Origin of the sequence: Microbacterium sp. NPDC057658 (assembly GCF_042799975.1) — a bacterium.
Classification (GTDB): Bacteria; Actinomycetota; Actinomycetes; order Actinomycetales; family Microbacteriaceae; genus Microbacterium.
This window is the reverse complement of the sequence record NZ_JBHVHT010000001.1, coordinates 2,703,523-2,724,656: the sequence shown is the minus strand read 5'-3', so window position 1 is coordinate 2,724,656 and position 21,134 is coordinate 2,703,523. Positions and strand designations below refer to the sequence as shown.

Genomic DNA, 21,134 nt, shown 5'->3' with positions numbered 1-21,134 from the left:
CTTCCGACACCCCGCAACGCCTCGGTTCGCGAGAGGGCCTCCGGTGCGGCTAAGATAGGGGAGTTGCCTGCGCGAGAGTGCAGAACAACGGGCTGTGGCGCAGCTTGGTAGCGCACTTGACTGGGGGTCAAGGGGTCGCAGGTTCAAATCCTGTCAGCCCGACCGAGAAAGGCCCGGAAACTCGCGAGAGTCTCCGGGCCTTCTGCATGTCTGGGAATCGCCAAGGGGCTCCAAACGGGCTCCAGCTGGGGGCGCTACTGCCAATATGGACATCATGGTCGAGACACAGGCAAAAAGTCAGGGCGTAAGCATCGGCGTCGCTCCCGTGTCCGGGCTCGCCACCAGCATGGCCGCGGCGTCAACGCAAGCGGCGCGAGCAACGCTCCTCAACTACACCAACGATGGACTCTACGAGAAGCTTCGAACCGCCCTGGAGGCTGGGGCGGCCACCGAGTGGTTAGTGCGCGCCGCACTCGCTCGGTTGAGCCCATCGCTCTTGGCGCTTCGGACCCATCACGACTCAGTGCTCGCGTTATCCGGCGCGAGGACGCTCAGCGACCCTTTGGAGCTGCGCACGATTCCGACGTCCGAGGTGCTGACGATTCTGCTCAAGGCGCACCCGACGATGGCCTCGCTGCGGTCAGACGTCGATTTCATCATGAGTGTTCGGAATGGCGCAGCCCATTCGGGGTTGGTCGCTGCCGCATCCTTGGAACTTGCTGCTCGGAGGCTTGTTCGCGTAGCTGAAGCACTGATCGAGGAGGTTGGGCTGACTCGGGAAGATTACTGGGGTGTGGAGTTGGCTGGCGTGGCGGCCGGAATCAGCGCGGACTTCGAGAATGAGATCGCGGCTCGGGTCAGTAGCAAGATCGCCGCAGCAAAGGCAAGGCTGAAGGACTTCGTCGCTGGAATTCCGAAGGCGCAACTGGAACCGACGCTTACCGCGCTTGAGTCGCGACATTCCTCGGTCTTGATCGCTGATGACTCAGAGGATCATGAGCACAAATGCCCATCGTGCGAGCGCCGTGCTTGGGTCACGTACCTCCGTCAGCACGGTGAAGAGGGCAGTCTCGAAGTCGACTATGACAGCGAAGGGTATCCCGAGAGTGCCTCGGTGATGTTTGAGGTCGTCCTCGTTCCCATGATCTTGCAGTGCCCCGTTTGCGGCCTGATCCTCGATGCACAGGACGATGAGCTCTCCGGGCTCGACGACATTGAGGAGCACGAGGGAGAGCCACACTTCGTCGATGCGAGCGAGTACTACGCCGATCAGGATCCCTACTGACTTCCTAGCGTTCGATCGCTACGATCGCCGCAGGTCGGGCTCCGGCCAAGATATGCGCGGAAAAGGCAGCGCGGTGTGCGCTGAAGTTGCGAGGACGGACGTGCGCGTAGATCTTGTCGGTGATGGCGTAGCTCGCGTGGCCCATGGCGCGCGATAGCTCATGCATGTCGAGCGCCCGGGACTCCAACGCCAGCGTGGCGAAGGTGTGGCGCAGCTCGTGGAAGTGGAGGCCGTCGAGACCGGCGCGGGTGGCGGCAGGCTTGAACGTGTACCGGTAGAAGCCCTTGGGGTCGAAGGCGCGTTCGTAGCTGAGCTTGTTGTGGCCTGGCACCTTGATGACGCGCGAGATGGAACGGCTGCGTGGTCTTCCGATCGACCAGATCAAGCCCGCCCTCAGCGTCTCTTCGCCCGTGACGGCGGGAGCATCACCGAGCCGGAACTCTGCGAATATGCCCAGATGATCCACGACGGCACTCGCATCGAGTTTAAGGCCGACAGGATTCGGTGGTAGTCCGTGGTCCGTCGCATCTCTCCTGCACAGCTCAAGGCTCAGCTTCGCCAGGCGCAGCAGAAGCAGCGTCAGGCCATCAACCAGTACAACCAGGGCGTGCGCAAGCTCAACCAGGCGATCAACCAGTACAACAGTGCTGCCCGGGCGCATAACGCCAAGGTGCGCGCGAACCAACACCGGCTGCAGCGCGAGCTCGCAAGGCTAAACTCGCGGTCATCGTCGACGCGTTACGTGACCTACACGACGTCAGTGCAGACATTGCAGCGATCGTTCACGCGGGTTGAGTCCGCCGCCGAGAGCGGCGCCTGGCAGGACGAGCGCAACCTGCTCGATCTGGCCGAGGGCGAAGCTGCGAACAGCGTTGCCGCTCTCAATTCCCTGCTTGCTGACCCGAGCGAGGCGACGGAGGACCTGCCGGAACTCCAGAAGACGGAGATTGCGGGCGAACTTGCCGAGATCAACTCCCACCTCGACTCCCGCTGGCGAGGAGCGCTCTACGCGCTCAGCCCTCAGAATCCAGACGCGGCACGACACTTCTGCACCAGCGCTCGCGAGATCATCGCAACGATCCTCGAAACGGAAGCACCCGACGCGGCTGTCCAACAGGCCACCCCTGACTACCCGAAGACCCCCAATGGTGGTGTTTCCCGGCGCGCACGGATCCAGTACTTCATCAAGCGCCGGGGCGAGCACGAGGCTCTGACGGAGTTCGTCGATGACGACATCAACAGCGTCATCGCCCTCTTCGACGAGTTCAACCGCGGCACCCACGGCGGCGCGGGCGCATTCAGCCTCGGTCAGCTCGGCGCGATCAAGACGCGTGTTGAAGGAGCGATCAGGTTTATTCACCGCCTCATCCGCTGACGCGGTCGCATTGGCGTTGCAAGGTTCGGGGCCGCGAGTGCCAGATCTGCACATCTTCACGAAATCGCATAAACATGCGACAATCGGCACAGATATCAGCGTCAGGTTGAGTGGTTCCGCTCCCGGCTGAGTCGAGCATCACCACCGCCAGGCGGCGCGGCACTCTAGCGGTGTCAGTGCTCCCCGGTAGCGTGGGACACGCCCCGAGAGCACAACTTAAGACGCGCCTCAGCGCGGAGGAGAACCAGCACAGCATGACAACGCTCAGCACCAGGTGGTCGCACGGCCCCAGCAGCACAACGCGTAACCGTGACGCCCATCGCCAGGAGGTCGCTCGATGACTCCGTCGGTGCCGGACGAGACCCGGGACGCTCACGACGAGCTGCTCGTCCAGCTCCGCGACCTGGTGCCCAGTGCCTTCCTCGACGGGGAACTTGACCGCGATGCGTTGCTCGGGGCGCTTGGCCTCGACGGCGAGGTCAAGCCTGCCTTCTCTTTCAGCTGGCCTGGTATCGAGCGAGCACGCCAGGACGCGCGCGTCCCGACCACGGCAACGCTCATTCCCGATGAGTATGCTTCCGTGCACTGGCCTGACGCCCGCGACGTCCTGATCGAGGGCGACAACCTGCAGGTGCTGAAGCTCCTGAAGAACGGCTACTCACGTACCGTCAAGCTGATCTACATCGACCCGCCGTACAACACGGGAGACACATTCACCTACAACGACGACTTCGCGGTGCCCGAGCGGCAGTATCTGCAAGAGACCGGTCAGGTCGACGACCAGGGCAACGCAACGACCAGCCGGATCGAAACCGGTGGGCGCAAGCATGCGCCGTGGCTGACCATGATGTTCCCCCGCCTCGCGCTGGCTCGTCACCTGTTGCGCCGTGACGGCGTGATCCTCGTTTCCATTGACGACAACGAGGTGCACCACCTGCGGCTTCTGCTCGACGCGGTGTTCGGCGCAGAGAACTTCGTCGGCAGTTTCGTGTGGAACGGCGGTCGCAAGAACGACGCTCGGCAGATTTCGGTTGGTCACGACTACGTGGTGGCCTATGCACGCGACCACGCCTATCTGCGTGAACAGGACGCACGCTGGCGTGAACGGAAGGCCGGACTAGACGAGATCTACACCAAGGTCGAAGAGCTTCGTGGTAGTCATGGAAAGGACTTCTCTGCAATCCATGGTGGATTGCTCGCCTGGTTCCGTGCACTCCCGGACGAGCATGCATCCAAGTCGCACGAGCACTTCAACTACGTCGACGAGCGAGGGGTCTATTTCCCCGATAACTTGCGTAGCCCCAACCCGCGCCCCAATCTCGTCTACGATTTCAAGGGCTACAAGCCTCATCAGAACGGTTGGGCCTACAGCCGCGAACGCATGGAGCAGCTTGATGCTGACGGCCGCATCTATTACCCGGAGAGTGTCGACCAACGTCTGAAGATCAAGTCATATCTGCACGAGCACGAGGAGTGGGCGCCGGGGTCTGTTTTCTACAAAGATCGCCGGGCAGCCTCGAAGGCGCTCGACAGTCTCATGGGCGCCACCGTCTTCGATTACCCGAAGGACGCAGAGGTGCTCGCCCGTCTCTTCCATGCCATTACCAACGACGGTGACCTGATCCTGGACTTCTTCGCTGGGTCTGGTTCGACGGGCCAGGCGGTATGGGAGCAGAATTCGAAGGACGGTAAGACCCGTCACTGGGTTCTTGTGCAGGCCCCGGAGCGGCCTAGCGCTTCCGAGGATTCGGGTAAGAACGCAATCGCCGCTGGGTACGAGACGATCTTCGAAGTGACGGCTGAGCGCCTGCGCCGTGCGGCAGCCTCTCTGCAGGAGGAGACGCTCGATGCTCCGCAGCTGGGCTTCCGGATTTTCCGGACTCGCCCGACGAACCTCATCATCGAGAAGCCGATCATCGCCTCGGCGGAGCTAACCGGACAGGGCTACCTGACCCAAGTGCTCGATCACACGGCGGGAGCTCCGGTTGTCGACGGCGCGGCGCCGCTCGATGTTGCGTGGGAGGTGGCGATCAAGGCCACTGGTATGAAGCTTGACGCGCGCATGACCACGCACGAGGTCGACGGCGTGACGGTCTACGAGTTCGCTCCCGCTGAGGGCGAGAGCACGTCGGGTCGTCTCTTGATCTCGCTCGGTGCATTCTCGCTGGCGACCGCAGATGCGCTGGGACTGAGCGACGACGACACCCTGATCCTTCGCGGTGATCAGGTCGAGGACTCGGTGACGTTGACGTTGGCGCCGCGGTTGCAGTCAAAGCTGATTCTCTTGGAGCGGGTGCCTCGTGAAGTTTCGCTTTGATGATCAGCCGCACCAGTCGGCCGCCGTCTCTGCGGTAGTCGACCTGTTTGAGGGTGCCCTGGTGCCGCCGCGCAATGCGCTTGCTGGGCAGGCGCCTGGCGCGGACGGGCATGCGGGCTTCACCCTGGAGCGCACGATCCTTGCCGCCAATCTGAAGGCGATTACGGAGCGCGAGACGGTCGATCCGCAAGGGCAGCTCGAGTTGCTGGCGGAGACGGATCTGCAAGGTACGGACCGTGAGTTCCCGAACTTTTCCGTTGAGATGGAGACCGGTACGGGTAAGACTTACGTCTACATCTCGACGGCGCTTCGTCTGGCAGAGCTGTACGGGCTGCGCAAGTTTGTCATCCTCGTCCACTCGATAGCGATCCGTGCGGGCGTGGTCAAGACGTTCGAGCAGACGGAGGAACACTTTCGTTTGAAGTATCCGAGCGTCCCGTACTCATGGGGTGTGCTGGGCGAGAACTCAGCGCTGAACGACTTCAGCGAGCCGTCAGGCACGGTGCAGTTCCTCATCGCTAGTGTGCAGGCGCTCGACAAGCCGGAGAAGAACACGCTTTACTCCAGTGCAGAGCAGCCGCAGCTGTGGGGCGACGAATTGAGCGGTGTGCAACAGATCGCAAAGCAGCGTCCGGTCGTCCTGATTGATGAGCCGCAGAACATGGCGACGCCGCTTCGCCGTCAGGCGATTGCCACCCTGAACCCGCTTGTCGCGCTGCGCTACAGCGCAACCCACAAGGAGCCGTTCAACCTCGTGCACCGGCTCGGCCCGAAGCAAGCCGCCGAAGCGGGCCTGGTCAAGCGGGTGTCGGTCAAGGGCATCGTCGCGGGCGAGGACGGTAAGCCCTACGTCCGCCTCGACAAGCTTCGGAGCGTCCGCAAGCGCCTAATGGCCGAAGCCGTCATCGACAAGGCCGGCGGCAAACGGGTGCCTGTGGTGCTGCAGAACGGCACCGACCTGTTCGAGGAGTCCGGCAACTTGCCGCAGTACCGCGGCCTGGTGGTCGACAGTATCGAGCGCAAACCCGACCGCGTGATCTTCGAGAACAAACTCGTCGTGCAGGCCGGAACTGAGACTGGGGTAGATGCGGAGGCCGTGTGGCGCGATCAGATTCGCCATACGATCCGCACGCACCTGGCGCGTCAGGGACAGATCGACGCGATGAACCGTGACGTCAAGGTGCTGTCGCTGTTCTTCGTCGAGCGCGTGGCCGACTACGCCGGTGATGAGGCGGTTTTGCCTGCGATGTTCGATGACCTGTTCCGTGAGGAGTGGCTGCGGGCCGGCTTTCCCGAGAGCGAGATGCCTAACCCTGCCGAGCTGCGAGTTGCCTACTTCCCGTCGACCAAGACGGGCATCTTGAAGGACACGTCTGGTCGAGCAGCGGATGCTGAGGTGGAAGCGCGCGCCTACCAGGAGATCATCGCCAACAAGGAACTGATCCTCGACCGCGCCAACCCGCGCGCGTTCATCTTCTCCCACTCGGCGCTCAAGGAAGGCTGGGACAACCCGAATGTCTTCCAGGTCGGCTTCCTGCGCCACACTCGCTCGGAGTTGGAACGTCGACAGCAGATCGGCCGTGGCCTGCGTCTGCCGGTCGACCAGAACGGTCACCGAGTGATGGACCCGGCGATCAACAGGCTGACGCTCATCGTGGACGAATCGTTCACGGAATTCCGCGACGGCCTGAACGCTGAGTACATCGCCTCCGGTGGTGGTTCTGGCGAGGCTGTGCCCGAGGTCGACAACGCTGACAACGAGGTTATCGTCCGTAGGCGCCCTGCCCTATTCGAGAGCCCCGAGTTCGCCGATCTCTGGAAGCACATCCGGTACAAGGCGCGCTACCGCGTGACAGTCGATCCGGATGCGCTCCGGGTTGTGGTCGCCGCGTCGGAACACCTGGCTGACCTTGAGTTCATCGAGCGCCGCGCCAATGTGGTGCAGTCCGCTGATCTCGTCTACAACGACGAGGGCGAGGTGATCACGGCCGACTCCGCTGTTGCCGAGTCCCGTGGCGAGCGCATCGTTGTCGTCGGCCAGCGGCTGCCCGATGTCGTGCAGCTCATCGAGGATCAGCTGCAGTACGGCAAGTTCCCACTACAGCTCACCCGACTGACGATCGCTGGGATTGTGCGCGAGATTTTGAACTACCCCGACCGCGATTATGCCCGGCATGTACTCGATGACCCCGACCGCTGGGCACGCATAGTCGCGAACGCCATCCGGATCGTGACGATCGAGCAAATGGTGCGCGGCATTACTTACGAACCGATCGAGGAGTCGGACTGGTGGGACGCCGAAGTCGTGTTCCTCGAAGTCGAGTCGAAGAACCCGCCCCAGCCGTTGCCCGGCAATCCCGATCCGATGAACGGCGTCATCGTCGCGCCCGAGGGCGGCGTGAACCTCTACGACCACGTCGACTACGACAGCCACGTTGAACGCACCTTTGCCGCGCAGCTGGAGAACAACCGCGAGAACGTCAAACTTTTCACCAAGCTGCCCCGCCGCTTCCGCGTCCGTACACCCGTCGGCGAGTACTCGCCGGACTGGGCCATCGTCTATGACGAGAGAGGCAGCCAGCGGCTCTACCTTATTCGCGAGACGAAGGACACGCGCAACCTCGATGACCTCGACTGGGATGAGGCCATGCGTATCCGCTTTGCTGAGCATCATTTCGATGCCGCACCGATCGGGCCGGTCGACTACAACTACACGACGAATACAGCAGGGCTGCTAATCGGCACCACTCCGGACGAGAGCGAGGGTTCCTGGTGAGCGGGAGCCCTGAGGAAGTTGAACGCTCACCGAGCGGGTGGAACCTCGAGCCGCTCACGCCGGCCTACCTGCCGGATGAGCATGCCGGATACGTCGGCGCCATCGAAGCAGCGCTCCAGGACGATCAGGTGCTCAACATCGCCCTGTCCGGGAACTACGGCGTTGGCAAGAGCAGTATCTTGCGTGAGTTGGCGAAGCGACTCGACGGACGCGTCGTAGAGCTTTCACTCTCAACACTCGCGCCGATCGAGCCTTCGAGTCTTGATGAATCGGTGCCGAAGCAAGCCACGACACCGACCAATCAAATTCAGCAGGAGATCGTCAAGCAGCTTCTGTACCGCGAGGCTCCCGGCAAGATGCCGGGGTCGAGATTCGAGCGGATCGAACGCTTCAAATGGCGGCGAGAGCTTGGCGTTGCCGGGCTTGCCGGGTTAGTCGTTGCGGTCGCGTTCTTGCTCACCGGCTGGTCAGCACAGATCGCGACGGTGTTCAAGCCGCTCGTCGACGTTGGCCTCTGGATCCACCTGATCATGCTGATCGCAGCCACAGCAACTGTCTTCGGCTTCCGCTGGCTCTCATACGGGCGGATACATATCAAGCAGTTCAGCGCCGGGGCGGCGACGGTCACGCTCGACGAGAAATCGGTCTCGTACTTCGACCAATACCTCGATGAGATCGTTCACTTCTTCGAAGTGTCCAAGAAGCAAGACATCGTGATCTTCGAGGACATCGACCGATTCAACAACTCGCATATCTTCGAGACCCTCCGATCGCTGAACACCTTGCTCAACGGCGCCCCACAGATCAAGAAGAAGATCCGCTTCATCTACGCGATCAAGGACAGCATCTTCGACAAGATCGGCCTCGAGGAACAAGGCCGAAAGCTTGACCAGAGCATCGTCGATGCCGACGACCCCGCGCTCGCGGAGACCATACGTGCCAACCGTACGAAGTTCTTCGACCTTGTGATCCCTGTCGTGCCCTTCATTACGCACCGAAGCGCACGCAACTTGGCAACTCAGCTTCTGGGAAGAGTACAGCACGCCGTCGAACCGGAGCTGCTCGACCTCGCCGCACAGTATGTGCCCGACATGCGACTCCTTATCAACGTTCGCAATGAGTTCATCGTCTTCCGGGACCGGATCTTCTCCGGGGACGGCGAGCAGCTCGACCTGAGTCAAACGGCGCTCTTCGCCATGATGCTCTACAAGAGCACACACCTGAGTGACTTCGAAGCGATCCGAATAGGCAAGAGCAAACTCGACCTCCTTTATGGCATCGGGCGAGATCTTGTAGTCAGCAACATCGAGAGGATCGAGAGCGAACGCCGCGCCCTCCAGCGTCGACTCGCGCGCATCGACGGCGCAGTCTCACGCAGCGACCTGCTCGGCCGACGGCTGATCGCCCACGTCAGTCGGACAGCCCGATCCGCAGGGATGCCGCAGCAGAGCAGCGCGACGTTCGCATTTGGCGGCGCGAATCGCTCAGAGGCAGATTTGAAAAGCGCTGCGTTCTGGCGCGAGTTCGCCTCTACCGACGACGCGACCCTGCACTGGACAACGACCTACAACTACAACAGGTATTCGCTCACCTTCACCCGGACGAGTCTCGCAGCATCGCTCGGTGATCCCATCGATGCCGAGGCGTGGGACGAAGCAGCCCGAGAAGAGCTGCGAGAGGAGATTGCCGAGAAGTCTGAGGCGATCAAGTTCCTTCGTGGTGCAGACATGGGCGCGCTGATCCAGCGCCCCGAGTTCCTCGTCGACTACGAAGGCAAGGCCCAGAGCCTCGATGCTGTTGCCCGTACTTTGCTTATGGCTGGCCTCGCGTATCAGCTCGTCCGGGCGGGCTTCATCGATCGTGACTTCACGCTTTACACGTCTACTTTCCACGGGGACCGCGTGAGCACCACTTCAACGAACTTCATCATCCATCACGTCGAGCGCGACTCGATGGACGTGCAGTTTGAGCTCACGCCCGACGACGTTGACACGGTTATCCGCGAGCGAGGCCGTCCGGCGCTGAACGAGTCGGCGCTTTACAACATCGCGATCCTCGACCGCCTGCTTGATTCGGACCCGGCCTCGGCCGACATCATGATTCGCTCCTTGGTGAGTCTCGGCGACGCGCAGAAGCAGTTCCTCCGGGCATATCTCGATTCCGGAAGCCACCGCAGGCAGCTGATCGAAAGAATGACGCCAAAGTTCTCGCGAGTGCTGATGTATCTCGTCCGTGAGGTAGAGCTGGACGAGTCCTTGCGGCTCGAGCTTGTCGACGCGGTTCTCGCGAGCCTCGTCGCTGACACGAAGTACCGCACGGACGAGGCGACTTCGGCCTATCTTCTCGAGCACTATGCGGAGTTTCCAACGGTGTCCTCTGACAAGACCACAACTGCTCAGGCGGTGCGTATCGCCGACCTCTTCGCGGCGGCCGGAGTCGTTGTCCCAATCCTCGCGCCCAGTCGTGAGAACCTGCGGCGCGAGCTCGTTGCCCGCAACCTCTACGAGATCACACTCGCCAACCTCATGACGGCAGTCGGGCCCGGAACAAGCCTCGCGTTGGACTCGCTTGCCTCGGAGAGCGACGCAGTCTATGAGTACTGCCTTGGCAACCTCACTGACTACTTGGATGCGATTGATGAGAGCGAGTACACAACGGTTGACGGTGTCCGGCAGTTCGCTGAGGTAATTGAAGAAGTGTTGGAACGCGGTCACGACACCCACCTGGATCGTGTTGTCTCTGGCGCCGCGGAAGAATGTGTGGTCGAAGCCCTCAGCGACGTCACGTCGGGAGCCTGGCCCGTTCTGGCTAAGTACCAGCGGTTCCCGGCCACTTTCGTTAACGTTACGGGCTACGTCGAGTCGGTCGGCTCGATCGATCGGCATCTTGCGGCGTTGCTTGCGGATAACGGAACAATCTCTGAGGCGGTCAGCGCGGAGGAAGACGCTAAGGAATCCCTCGCTAAGACCATCTTGAGCGCGAGCGCAGTGCTTCCGTCTGCTGACCTTCGGGCGCGTTTGGTAGAGAGCCTGATACTCGAGGACTATCTCAACGTCGACGACCTTCCGACCGAGAAGGGCGAGCTTTTTGCCTGCCTGCGGAAGCGGAACGTCATCGCCGATGACGCGGCGTCGTACGAGCGCCTCGTCGCAACGGATTGGCCGACGCGTGAGGCGTTCATTCATGTCTCGGCTAAGTTCCAGGCCTACGTCACACCTGGCCATGTTGGGAGCGATCTTGCGCCGCTTCTCTTGAGCGCGAAGGTGGACGACGCGGTCAAGCAAGCGATCCTCGCTCGCGCCGACGAGTTCGCTGAGGAAGCGGGTACGGCGGGGCTGACCCAGCTTGCCAAGTTGGCCATCCAGCAGAAGAAGCCGGTGTCAGAGAAGGTTGTCGTCCTGATGGCGCGTGGTGCCGTGCCCGCACAGCACGTCGTGGCGTTGCTGGAGAGCCATATCGCCAGCATCGCCAGGGACCGGCTCCTCACGACTCTCCAGTCGCTAGGCGGCGATTATGCCAAGCTGACCTTCGTTGGATACGACAAGCCGAGGATCTCGAACACGGCGGCGGACCGCGCCCTACTCGATCGTCTCAAGCGAGAAGGCATCGTCAACTCGTACGACCCGTTGGCATCACCGATCAAGGTGAACAAGAAGCTCAAATAGATGATCGATCGGGTTGGCGGGTGTCACGTTCATCGACCGAATTTCTATCGCCAGCTCTGAGGGTGCTCCCGCTTCCACTCGCGCCACTCGTCGAAGCTGAGGTCAGGTCGCTCGCCTTGTGGTGGCCAGATGCGGCGGAATGGGTCTGACTCTGCAAGGTGGGCTTCCGACCAGTCGAGGTAGTCGCCGAGCTGTGCCGCGTACTCGTGGTCGGGGCCGCGCCGGGCAACGGCGTCGCGGAGGCCCGCCACGACATCAGCCAGATCGCGGTGCCGTACGAAGTCGTCGCGGAGTTGCTCCAGTGTTTCAAGCTAGCTGCCGTACCGACTGGCGCGCTTGCGGAGTTCCTCGGCGCGACTCTGTGCTTCTTGTCGTTGGAGTTCCATTTGGCGCCGGTGCTCTGCGGCCTCTCGTGCCTTGACGGAGAGCTGCTCGATCTTCCCGATGGCGCGCAGGAGCTTGTCTTCGATGCGAGTGGCGACGGTGTCGTCGAGGTTGAGAACGTCGTAGGTGCTGGACCGGATTTCGAGCCGCATTCGGTCGGTCGGGATATAGTCGTGGCTCGGGATGCGTGTCCAGCTGTACCTGGCCTTCTCAGCGAGTTCCTTCTCCGTTGGAACGTGAGGAACGCGCTTCTGCTGCATCCTCAATCGAATCGCGGTTGGCGCATCCCCGGCATCGATTGAGAAGAGGTCTGGTCCGGGAGAGACACGTGTCCGGTGTCCGTTCCATTCGTCGGTCTTGAACGTGGAGGGATTGGCAATGACCTCCCAGCCGCGACGAATGGCTTCTTGGGTGAGCGCATACAAGATGAGGAGCGCTCGCTGCCGGTGTTCGATCGGGACATCGAGGCGGGCCTTTTGGTCGACGAGCTCCTTCACTGCTTGGTGTGGCCGCCGCACCTGCTCCGGCATCGGGATCGTCTCATCTTTGACGATGCGTTCCGGCTTTGCTGGACTCTCAGGTGCAGCCTCGGCATTCGGCTTCGAGTCCGCTTCGGCTTCGGACTTGGGCTTTGTCCTTTGCGAGGGTGACGAGGTTGCGCGAACTGGTGGTTTCGAAGCTGGAGTATCAGGGTGGTGCCCATGCTCGAGGTAGAACCTCCCTGCCTCGGTGATCTCTATGCTCCTGTGTCCACGCCGCTTCTCCAGGACGACGAGTCCGCGGGAGTGGAGTGCGGGTGCACTCGTCTTGAAAGTCTCGCTGGGCGGGTTCGCGAGGTAGGCGCCATCGGCGACCCATTGGAGTTGGAGCAGTTGAGCGTCGTTGAGGCTGAGATCCATGCATCCAGTTTCTCCAGGACGGCCGACACGTAGGCGATAGACGGATGCGCCGACGCCCGTCCGCGCTGGCCTGAAGTCGCGTTAGGAAGACTGTTCATGCTCGGCGCCCGGGGAGAGGTACTTCCGTACCGTCTTGTGGTTCCGCCCCACCTGCCGGGCGATGGTCTTGTAGCCGAGGCCTTGGGAGTGGAGCTGCCGCAACTCAGCGACTTCGGCGTCCGTGGGGACGGCGACGCGTGAGCGGACACCAGCCTGGGCGAGGTGCTTCATGATGGTGCCGCGGTTGTGTCCGTACTTTTCAGCGAGGCCGTAGGCGGACATGCCTGCTTCGTAGTCTGCAGCGATGGCGATGAGACGCTCCTTCGTGATGCGTGGGAGTGACCGCGGAGGAGTCGGTTCAGGCACCGTTTGCTGTTGCGCGGCGGGGATGCGGGCTTCCTGAAGGAGCTTCCGCCCCTGTTGGATTTGTTTCGAATGGGAGGAGAACAGCCCGACCATTTCGGGGCCGGAATCTCGCACGAGGTTCCGGCCCTTCTGCATTCCTGGGATCGCCGAGGGCACGAAGAGGGCACGCCCTCCGCGACTGTCAGCGCGTGGGAAGGAGCTCCGCGATCGCCCCCTGGGGCGCGCTGACCAGCGTCTCGCAGGCCTGCGCCAACCGAGCGGCGAACAGCGCGGCGTCGGTGCGGCGGGTCAGCGCATGTGCTGCGATGCCGTCGATCATGGCGAGGATCTGCCAGGCCACGGCATCCGTGTCGTCGGTGCGGAACACGCCGGAGCTCCGGCCCTCCTCGATGAGCTGCGCGATGAACGACTGCCAGGCGCCCATCTGCTCGTCGATGGCCGCCGACAGCGCTGCACTGCCGCGGCCGAGGGACCAGGCGTCCACCCAGACGAGCGTGATGTCGTCGTGATCGCTGCTGAGGACCGTGGAGATCATCCGTGCCACCCGTGCCGCCGGCTCGCTCTCGGTCTCGGCCTGGGTGCGGACGTCGTCCAGTTCGGATGCCGTGAGCTCGCGGAAGGTGCGCGCGACCAACTCATCCATGCTCGATGCGTAGTGCGAGACGAGCCCCGGCGCCACCCCTGCCCTGCTGGCGACCGCCCGCAGCGTCAGTGCGGACAGTCCCTTCTCCCCGGCGATCGCGATCGCGGCGTCGTAGATCTCGCCGGCGCGCTGCTCCGGCGTCTTCCTGGTTCGTGGACGCGTATCGGATGGTGACATGGTGCCTCCAGTGTAGGAACATTCCTGTATTGGTCACGTGACCAACAACCCGTTGTCGGCAAAGGAGATGACATGGGCTGGCGGATGCCGCACGAGGGCGATCGGCACGAACGCACCTGGATGGCGTTTCCGCGCGTGGGCGTCACCCTGGGCGACGGTGCTGCTTGGCGCGACACCGCGTACCGCGCGTGGACCGACGTCGCCCTGGCGATCGCCGAGTTCGAACCGGTGACGATGGTCGTGGACCCGACCGAGATGGCGCGGGCGCGGGACATGCTCGGCTCGGCCGTCGAGATCGTCGAGTCGCCGTTGGACGAGTTCTGGATGCGCGATTTCGGCCCTACCTTCGTCCTCGACGACGATCGGCCGGGCGTCCTCGGCGCGGTCGACTGGATCTTCAACGGCTGGGGTGCGCCCGCATGGGCCGAGTGGCAGGTGTCGGCCGGCATCGCACGCATCGTCGCCGCACACGTCGGAGCCGAGCACATCAGTTCGGTGCTCGTGAACGAGGGCGGCGGTATCCACGTCGACGGCGAGGGCACGGTGCTGCTCACCGAGACCGTGCAGCTCGACCCGAACCGCAACCCCTACGCCGACAGAGGCCGCGTCGAGGCCGAACTCGCACGCACGATCGGCGCGACCGCTGCCATCTGGCTGCCGCGAGGCCTCACGCGCGACTACGACGAGTTCGGCACCAACGGGCACGTCGACATCGTCGCCGCGTTCGCCGCTCCGGGCCGGGTGCTGCTGCACCGCCAGGACGACGCGGGACACCCCGACCACGTCGTCACGCGGGAGCTGAAGGCGTTCCTGCAGGACCAGACGGATGCCGCGGGCCGCCCGCTCGAGATCATCGACGTCCCGGCCCCCGAGACCCTCCGCGACGACGAGGGCTACGTGGATTGGAGCTACATCAACCACCTCGTCGTGAACGATGCCGTGATCGCGTGCGGGTTCGGTGAGGACGCCGCCGACGCCCGTGCGCGGGACATCCTCGGATCCGCGTACCCCGGGCGACAGATCGTGACCGTCGACGCGCGCCCGATCTTCGCACGCGGCGGCGGCATCCACTGCATCACCCAGCAGCAGCCGGCGACGAGCGAGGCGCCCGCATGATCGACGTGGTCGACGCATCCATCGCGGACCTGCGGCGAGCGCTGGAGACCGGTGCAGCGACGAGCGTCGCGCTGGTGCAGGCCTATCTCGCCCGCATCGACGCGTACGACGCACCCGGCACCGAGACCGCACTCAACGCGGTCGTCGTCCGCAACCCCGACGCACTCGCCGAAGCCGCGGCGTCCGATGCACGCAGGGCGGCCCGGCACTCGCTCGGCCCGCTGGACGGCATCCCGTACACCGCGAAGGACAGCTACCTCGTCGCCGGGCTCACCGCGGCATGCGGATCCCCGGCGTTCGCGGATCTGGTCGCGCAGCGGGACGCGTTCACGATCGAACGGCTCAGGGCCGGCGGGGCGATCTGCCTCGGCCTGACCAACATGCCGCCGATGGCGAACGGCGGGATGCAGCGCGGTGTGTACGGACGGGCGGAGAGCCCGTACAGCGCCGACTGGCTGACGAGTGCGTTCGGATCCGGCTCCTCCAACGGATCCGGCACCGCGACCGCCGCGAGCTTCGCTGCCTTTGGACTCGGCGAGGAGACCTGGTCGAGCGGTCGGGCACCGGCGTCGAACAACGCCCTCTGCGCATACACGCCCAGCCGTGGCGTCATCTCGGTGCGCGGCAACTGGCCGCTGGTGCCCACGATGGACGTCGTGGTGCCGCATACCCGTACGATGGCCGATCTCTTCGAGGTGCTCGACGTGATCGTCGCCGATGACACCGACGTCCGCGGCGACTTCTGGCGCGCCCAGCCGTGGGTGCGTATCCCTGCCGCATCCGAGGTGCGTCCGGCGTCGTACCGCGACCTCGCCGCGGCCGACCCTCGTTCCGCTCTCGCCGGCCGGCGCTTCGGCGTGCCGCGCATGTACGTCAATGCCGATCCGGATGCCGGCACCGGCACCACCATCGGAGGCGCCACCGGGCAGCGCATCGTGACCAGGGCGTCCGTCATCGACCTCTGGGAGCAGGCACGTCGAGACCTCAAAGACGCCGGCGCCCACGTGGTCGACGTCGACTTCCCGGTCGTCACCAACTACGAGGGCGACCGCGCCGGGGCGCCGACCGTGCGCACCAGGGGACTGGTGTCCGAGCGGTTCCTGCGCTCCGAGATCGAGGATCTCTCGGCCTGGGCGTGGGACGACTTCCTGCGCGCGAACGGCGACCCCGCGCTCGATCGGCTCGACCTCGTCGACGGCGCGAGCATCTTCCCGCATCCGGGAGGTGCCCTCCCGGATCGCTACACCGGCTTCGACGACGAGATCGCCGAGTATCCGGCCTTCGTCCGCGAGCGCCCGTACGCGTCATTCACCGACATCCCGTATCTCGAGGAGGGTGTGCGCGGGCTCGAGGAGACCCGCCGCGTCGACCTCGAGGAGTGGATGGACGCGCTCGGCCTCGACGCCGTGATCTTCCCCGCGGTCGCCGACATCGGCCCCGCCGACATGGACGTGAACCCGGCATCCGCCGACGCCGGCTGGCGCAACGGCGTGTGGGTCGCGAACGGGAACCTCGCGATCCGTCACCTCGGCATCCCGACCGTCACGGTGCCGATGGGCACGACGGCAGACATCGGGATGCCGGTGGGGCTGAGCATCGCGGGCCGCGGCTGGGACGACACCGCCCTGCTGCGCCTCGCCGCCGCGTTCGAGGCGACCGGCGAGCGCCGTACTGCACCGCCGCGCACTCCCGCTCTTCCCGGAGAGGAACTCTCGTGACGTCGCCCTTCCCGCGTCCGGAGCGGCGCTTGCAGATCATGGCCGATGGCTCGGATCCGTTCCGGCGCGGCGTCGAGCGCGGCAGGCAGCTGCGGGAGACTCTGCCCGGCACGATCGACGCGTATGATCGGCTCTTCCGCCTCGGCGCCGTCGACGAGAAGACCGTGCGCGACGACGCCGAGCGGCTGCTCGACGCAGTCGACGCCCACCGTCCGGTGCTGCGCGCGCAGATCGAGGGCATCGCCGCCGGTGCGGACGCCGAGATCTGGCGCGTCGCAGCCTTGAACGGGCGAACGGAGATCCTCTCCCGCAGCGTCGCCGTACCGCCGGGGGAGTGCTCGACCATCGTGCGCTCGATCCGCGATGCGGACGGCCGCGCGCGCACCCTCGGCGTGCAGACGTGGGACTGGCACATGGAGATCGCGCCGTACTGGCACACGATCATCTCGCGCGGCGTCCACGACTACGCCGGGCTCACCGAATGCGGCATCCTCGGCAAGATCGGCCTGAACAGCGCCGGCGTCGCGCTGCACTTCAACATCCTGGGGCACCGGTCCGACCGGCCCGAGGGCATCCCGATGCACGTGCTCGCCGCTCTCGTGCTCGAGGAGGCCTCCAGTGTCGCGCACGCCGTCGAACTGGTGCGCGAGGCGCCGGTCACGAGCTCCGGCTCGTTCGCGCTCTTCGACGCCGCGGGCGACGCGGTGCTGCTCGACATCAGCCCCGAAGGCGTGTTCTCCGCGCCCGCCATCACCGAAGGCACCTGGCTACGCACCAACCACTTCCTCACCGAAGCGCCGGCGGCGCACGAGAAGACCTGGCTGTACCAGCCCGACTCCGGTCTGCGATGGGAGTTCCTGCGAGACCGACTGCTGTCGGTCGGCGCGCCATCGGATGCCGAGCAGCTGCGCGCCATGCTCGTGACCGGCGACGGCGAGCCTCCGGTGACATGCGTACCCGACCTCGCGCTTCCGATGGGACAGCGGTGGGCCAGCCTGGCCACCGTCGTGCTCGACCCCGTCGGTCGCCGGGCCGACGTGCTCGACGGCACTCCGGCTGAAGCCGCCACCCGCCCGCATCTGGCGCTGGCGCTCTGACCCGATCGAAGGGACCACCATGACCGACACCGCCACCGTCTATCGCAACGCCACCGTCTTCGACGGGCTCGCGGATGCTCCGGTGCAGTCCGCGTTCACCGTGCGCGGCGATCGCATCCTCGCTGTCGGCACGGAGACGGAGGTCCGCTCCGCGGCAGGGGAGGGTGCCGCGGTCGTGGACCTCGGCGGGGCGTTCGTGATGCCCGGTGTCATCGAGGCGCACGCGCACCTGGCGATGTTCGGCCACGCGCAGGGCAAGGTGCAACTCCGCGACTGCACCTCGGTGGCACAGATCCAGCAGCGGCTGCTCGAGGCGCGGGCGATGAACCCGGACGCGACGATCATCGAGGGCGTCAGCTGGCTGTTCGACGCTCTGCCTGACGGCGTCACCCAGCCGACCGCGGCGATGATCGACGAGGTGATCGACGACATCCCGGTCCTCCTCGACGCGAACGACCTCCACAGCACCTGGGTGAACACAGCCGCGCTGCGCGCTGCCGGAATCGACCGCGACACCGTCGACCCGATCGGCGGCCAGGTCGTGCGGGACGGCGACGGAGAGGCGACCGGGTTCCTGCTCGAGACCGCGGCCATGGATCTGCTCGCGGACTATCTCGACGGCATCCGGACCGAGGAGGAGGTCGACGGCCACCTGGAGCTCGCCTTCGCCGCGTATCTGGCGGCCGGCGTCACCGGTGCCGCCGACATGGGGATGACAGAGCAGTCGATGGCGGCGCTGCGGCGTCGGCTCGACCGCGACGGTCGGCTGCCGTTCCCGGTCACCGCGCACTGGTGGCTGAGCTCCACCGGCGACCCGGCATCCGATCTCGCCCAGGTCGAGCGTGCGGTCCAGCTGCGTGACGAGCTCGAGGCCACGGGCACGCCATGGCTGAAGGTCGTCGGAGTGAAGTTCATCCTCGACGGCGTGATCGACGCGTGCACCGCCGCGATGGTGCGCCCGTACGCCGACGGCTCGAACGCCCACCCGATCTGGAGCCGCGAGGCCGCGACGCCGGTCGCGATCGCCGCCGACCGCGCCGGCCTGCAGCTCGCGATGCACGCGATCGGAGACGCGGCGAGCGCACTGGCCGTCGACCTCGTCGAGGCCTGCGAGCGGGCGAACGGCACCGGCACCGCCCGCCGCCCGCGCATCGAGCACCTGGAGTCGGTCGCGCCCGAGACGGTCGCACGGATGCGCGCGCACGGCATCGCGGCATCCATGCAGCCGGTGCACTGCGACCCCGCCATCCTGGACAACTGGATGGCGATGCTCGGAGATCAGCGCGCCGAGGACGGCTTCCCGTGGAACTGGTTCCGCGACGTCGATGTTCCCATCGCGCTGGGTACCGACGCCCCCACCGCACCCCACGAGGCTCTGCACAACCTGTTCATCGCGATGTCCGGGCGATCCTCGATCGACCGCGCGCTGCCGCCGTACCACCCCGAGCGTGCGTTCACCGCCGCGCAGGCACTCGCTGCGGCGACGTCCGGCGCGGCCCACGTCGGTGCGATCGACGACGCCTACGGCCGGATCGCGCCCGGTTTCTTCGCGAACGTCGCCGTGCTGGACATCGACCCGCTGTCCGCGCCGACCGACGACCTGCTCACCGGTGCCGTGCTGCTCACCCTCGTGCACGGCGAGGTCGCCTACCGGCGGCCATGAGCTCCCGCTCCTGAATCCCGAACGCCCCCTGCAGTGACGCAGGAGGGTGCCCGTCCTGGAAGGACCGTCATGTCCGACACATCCGCCATCCCCGCTCCTGGTGCCGTCGCGCCCGGATCCGAATCCGACTTCGTCGACTCCGCGAGCACCCCCGAGACGCGGGGCATCGAACTCATCACCGACGCCCAACGACACGGGAGAGCGCGCGATCTGTTCTTCGTCTGGAGCGCACCGGGCGTCAGCGTGCTGAACATCACGGTCGGCGCCTCGATGACGCTCGTGCTCGGCCTGGAGATCTGGCAGGCGCTGCTCGTGATTCTGGCATCGAGCGCGCTCGCTCTGCTGCCGGGTATCGTCGCCATCTCCGGACCGGCAGCCGGCACCTCCGGCTCGGTGGTCCAGCGAGCGATCTACGGCATCCACGGCAACAAGATCGTCATCGCGTTCTACGGCTGGTTCATCTCGGGCGTCTTCGTCGCGCTGAACTGGGTGGCGGCGTCATTCATCGGCGGCGAACTGCTCGTGCGGTGGGGCTTCCCCGATCCGATCGCGGCATCGATCCTGGTGGCGGTCGTGGTCTCGACGATCACCGTGGTCGTCGCCGTGTACGGTCACGCCCTCATCCTGAAGGCCTGCCTGGCGATCTCGATCGGGCTGTTCGTGATCTTCGCACTCGTCATCGGCTTCATCGCCCCCGCGTTGGATTGGGGGTTCGCGCAGCCCGCGCCGCTCAGCGGACTGCCGCTGTGGGTGAGCGTCACGATCGCGTTCGCGTTGATGGCATCGTCGCCGCTGTCGTTCAGCAACAGCGCCGACATGGCCCGTTATCTGCCACGCGACACCAAAGCGTCCGGCATCATCGGCGCGACCGCGCTGGGGCAGCTCTTCCCCGCGGTGCTCATCACCGCCTTCGGCGTCGTGCTGGGCGGCTCCATCGGGCCGGACAGTCTCGCGAACGGCATCGAGTACTCCCTGCTCGAGAAGCTGCCGGTGTGGCTCGCCCCGCTGTTCGTGCTCGGCGTCCTGGTGAACTGCATCTCGCTCAACGGCATGACGACCTACACGGCGAGCATGGCCCTGCAGTCGATCGGCGTGCCGATCCGCCGCATCCCCTCCGCGATCCTCATCGGTGCGCTCGGCTGCGCGTTCACGATCGTGCTCGTCGTGGCATCCGACCTGATCAGCGCCGTCAACCTGATGCTGCAGTTCCTGCTGATCATCTCCGTGCCCACGATGGGCGTCTACGTCGCCGACATCGTCCTGCGCCGCAACCGGTACTCCGGGACCGACCTGTTCGACGAGCGGCCCGGCGGCAGGTTCTGGTACACCGGCGGCTTCGGCATCCCGGGTCTCGTCTCCGTGGTCGCCGGTGGCTTCGCCACCGCGATGTTCCTGTCGACGACGGTGTGGACCGGCCCGCTCGGCGCGGCACTGGGCGGGCTCGACCTCTCGGTGCCGGTCGGGCTCCTGGTCTCGGTGGGCCTGTACGTCCTGCTCGCAGGACGGACGGTGCGCACGCAGATCGGCGATTGAGCCGGAGGCCGCCGCTTTCCGTCCGCCGCAGTGGAACGGGTCAAGGGGGTGCGACGCCACAGCCTCGCGTCCTAACGTCGG

Annotated in this window: 14 protein-coding genes and 1 tRNA gene; 11 read left to right on the top strand and 4 right to left on the bottom strand. The window is 65.1% G+C overall.

Features of this window, described 5'->3' with window-relative positions; translation table 11 throughout:
* Window positions 1–88: 88 nt before the first annotated feature.
* Window positions 89–162 (top strand) — tRNA-Pro (locus tag ACFU8V_RS13125).
* 103 nt (window positions 163–265) lie between these two features.
* Complete coding sequence (locus ACFU8V_RS13120; RefSeq protein ID WP_378871703.1) at window positions 266–1,285, top strand: hypothetical protein; 1,020 nt, start codon at window positions 266–268, stop codon at window positions 1,283–1,285.
* A 4-nt stretch (window positions 1,286–1,289) separates the two neighbouring features.
* Here ACFU8V_RS13120 and ACFU8V_RS13115 read toward each other — a convergent pair whose 3' ends face one another.
* Window positions 1,290–1,751, bottom strand: coding sequence for a tyrosine-type recombinase/integrase (locus tag ACFU8V_RS13115; RefSeq protein ID WP_378871700.1), 462 nt, complete (start codon window positions 1,749–1,751; stop codon window positions 1,290–1,292).
* A 48-nt stretch (window positions 1,752–1,799) separates the two neighbouring features.
* Here ACFU8V_RS13115 and ACFU8V_RS13110 point away from each other — a divergent pair, with 48 nt between their 5' ends.
* From ACFU8V_RS13110 to ACFU8V_RS13095, 4 genes are all read left to right on the top strand, one after another.
* Window positions 1,800–2,660 carry a hypothetical protein gene (locus ACFU8V_RS13110; protein ID WP_378871697.1) on the top strand — a complete coding sequence of 287 codons (861 nt, stop codon included), beginning with the start codon at window positions 1,800–1,802 and terminating at the stop codon, window positions 2,658–2,660.
* 349 nt (window positions 2,661–3,009) lie between these two features.
* Window positions 3,010–4,977, top strand: a complete 1,968-nt coding sequence (locus ACFU8V_RS13105) for a site-specific DNA-methyltransferase (protein WP_378871694.1) — start codon at window positions 3,010–3,012, stop codon at window positions 4,975–4,977.
* Window positions 4,961–7,753, top strand: a complete 2,793-nt coding sequence (locus tag ACFU8V_RS13100; protein WP_378871691.1) for a DEAD/DEAH box helicase family protein — start codon at window positions 4,961–4,963, stop codon at window positions 7,751–7,753. Before ACFU8V_RS13105 ends, ACFU8V_RS13100 begins: the two co-directional genes overlap by 17 nt.
* Window positions 7,750–11,418: a DNA-binding protein gene (locus ACFU8V_RS13095; protein ID WP_378871688.1), complete on the top strand. Its 3,669-nt coding sequence runs from the start codon at window positions 7,750–7,752 to the stop codon at window positions 11,416–11,418. The genes ACFU8V_RS13100 and ACFU8V_RS13095 overlap by 4 nt, the downstream gene beginning before the upstream one ends.
* 311 nt (window positions 11,419–11,729) lie before the next feature.
* Here ACFU8V_RS13095 and ACFU8V_RS13090 read toward each other — a convergent pair whose 3' ends face one another.
* The 3 genes from ACFU8V_RS13090 to ACFU8V_RS13080 all read right to left on the bottom strand — a co-directional run bounded on the left by ACFU8V_RS13090 (window position 11,730) and on the right by ACFU8V_RS13080 (window position 13,926).
* Window positions 11,730–12,701 carry a hypothetical protein gene (locus ACFU8V_RS13090; RefSeq protein WP_378871685.1) on the bottom strand — a complete coding sequence of 324 codons (972 nt, stop codon included), beginning with the start codon at window positions 12,699–12,701 and terminating at the stop codon, window positions 11,730–11,732.
* An 81-nt stretch (window positions 12,702–12,782) separates the two neighbouring features.
* The gene (locus ACFU8V_RS13085; protein WP_378871682.1) at window positions 12,783–13,241 is read right to left on the bottom strand and encodes a hypothetical protein; all 459 of its coding nucleotides are present in this window, start codon (window positions 13,239–13,241) and stop codon (window positions 12,783–12,785) included.
* 46 nt (window positions 13,242–13,287) lie between these two features.
* Window positions 13,288–13,926: a TetR/AcrR family transcriptional regulator gene (locus ACFU8V_RS13080; RefSeq protein ID WP_378871679.1), complete on the bottom strand. Its 639-nt coding sequence runs from the start codon at window positions 13,924–13,926 to the stop codon at window positions 13,288–13,290.
* Window positions 13,927–13,998: 72 nt separating this feature from the next.
* Between ACFU8V_RS13080 and ACFU8V_RS13075 the strand changes: the two genes are divergently transcribed.
* The 5 genes from ACFU8V_RS13075 to ACFU8V_RS13055 all read left to right on the top strand — a co-directional run bounded on the left by ACFU8V_RS13075 (window position 13,999) and on the right by ACFU8V_RS13055 (window position 21,053).
* Complete coding sequence (locus ACFU8V_RS13075; RefSeq protein ID WP_378871676.1) at window positions 13,999–15,042, top strand: agmatine/peptidylarginine deiminase; 1,044 nt, start codon at window positions 13,999–14,001, stop codon at window positions 15,040–15,042.
* Window positions 15,039–16,760, top strand: coding sequence for an amidase (locus tag ACFU8V_RS13070; RefSeq protein WP_378871674.1), 1,722 nt, complete (start codon window positions 15,039–15,041; stop codon window positions 16,758–16,760). The genes ACFU8V_RS13075 and ACFU8V_RS13070 overlap by 4 nt, the downstream gene beginning before the upstream one ends.
* Window positions 16,757–17,857 (top strand): C45 family autoproteolytic acyltransferase/hydolase, encoded by a 1,101-nt coding sequence (locus tag ACFU8V_RS13065; protein WP_378871671.1) that lies wholly within the window; start codon window positions 16,757–16,759, stop codon window positions 17,855–17,857. The genes ACFU8V_RS13070 and ACFU8V_RS13065 overlap by 4 nt, the downstream gene beginning before the upstream one ends.
* A 19-nt stretch (window positions 17,858–17,876) precedes the next feature.
* On the top strand, window positions 17,877–19,520 hold the full coding sequence (locus ACFU8V_RS13060) for an amidohydrolase (protein ID WP_378871668.1): 1,644 nt from the start codon (window positions 17,877–17,879) through the stop codon (window positions 19,518–19,520).
* Window positions 19,521–19,589: 69 nt separating this feature from the next.
* Complete coding sequence (locus ACFU8V_RS13055) at window positions 19,590–21,053, top strand: purine-cytosine permease family protein (RefSeq protein WP_378871665.1); 1,464 nt, start codon at window positions 19,590–19,592, stop codon at window positions 21,051–21,053.
* The last annotated feature ends 81 nt before the right edge of the window (window positions 21,054–21,134 follow it).

Bases quoted from the DNA above. Each gene is read 5' to 3' on its own strand.
- ACFU8V_RS13060 (WP_378871668.1), top strand. From the start codon at position 17,877: ATGACCGACACCGCCACCGTCTATCGCAACGCCACCGTCTTCGACGGG.
- ACFU8V_RS13080 (WP_378871679.1), bottom strand. From the start codon at position 13,926: ATGTCACCATCCGATACGCGTCCACGAACCAGGAAGACGCCGGAGCAG.
- ACFU8V_RS13075 (WP_378871676.1), top strand. From the start codon at position 13,999: ATGGGCTGGCGGATGCCGCACGAGGGCGATCGGCACGAACGCACCTGG.
- ACFU8V_RS13090 (WP_378871685.1), bottom strand. From the start codon at position 12,701: ATGGATCTCAGCCTCAACGACGCTCAACTGCTCCAACTCCAATGGGTC.
- ACFU8V_RS13070 (WP_378871674.1), top strand. From the start codon at position 15,039: ATGATCGACGTGGTCGACGCATCCATCGCGGACCTGCGGCGAGCGCTG.
- ACFU8V_RS13085 (WP_378871682.1), bottom strand. From the start codon at position 13,241: ATGCAGAAGGGCCGGAACCTCGTGCGAGATTCCGGCCCCGAAATGGTC.
- ACFU8V_RS13055 (WP_378871665.1), top strand. From the start codon at position 19,590: ATGTCCGACACATCCGCCATCCCCGCTCCTGGTGCCGTCGCGCCCGGA.
- ACFU8V_RS13120 (WP_378871703.1), top strand. From the start codon at position 266: ATGGACATCATGGTCGAGACACAGGCAAAAAGTCAGGGCGTAAGCATC.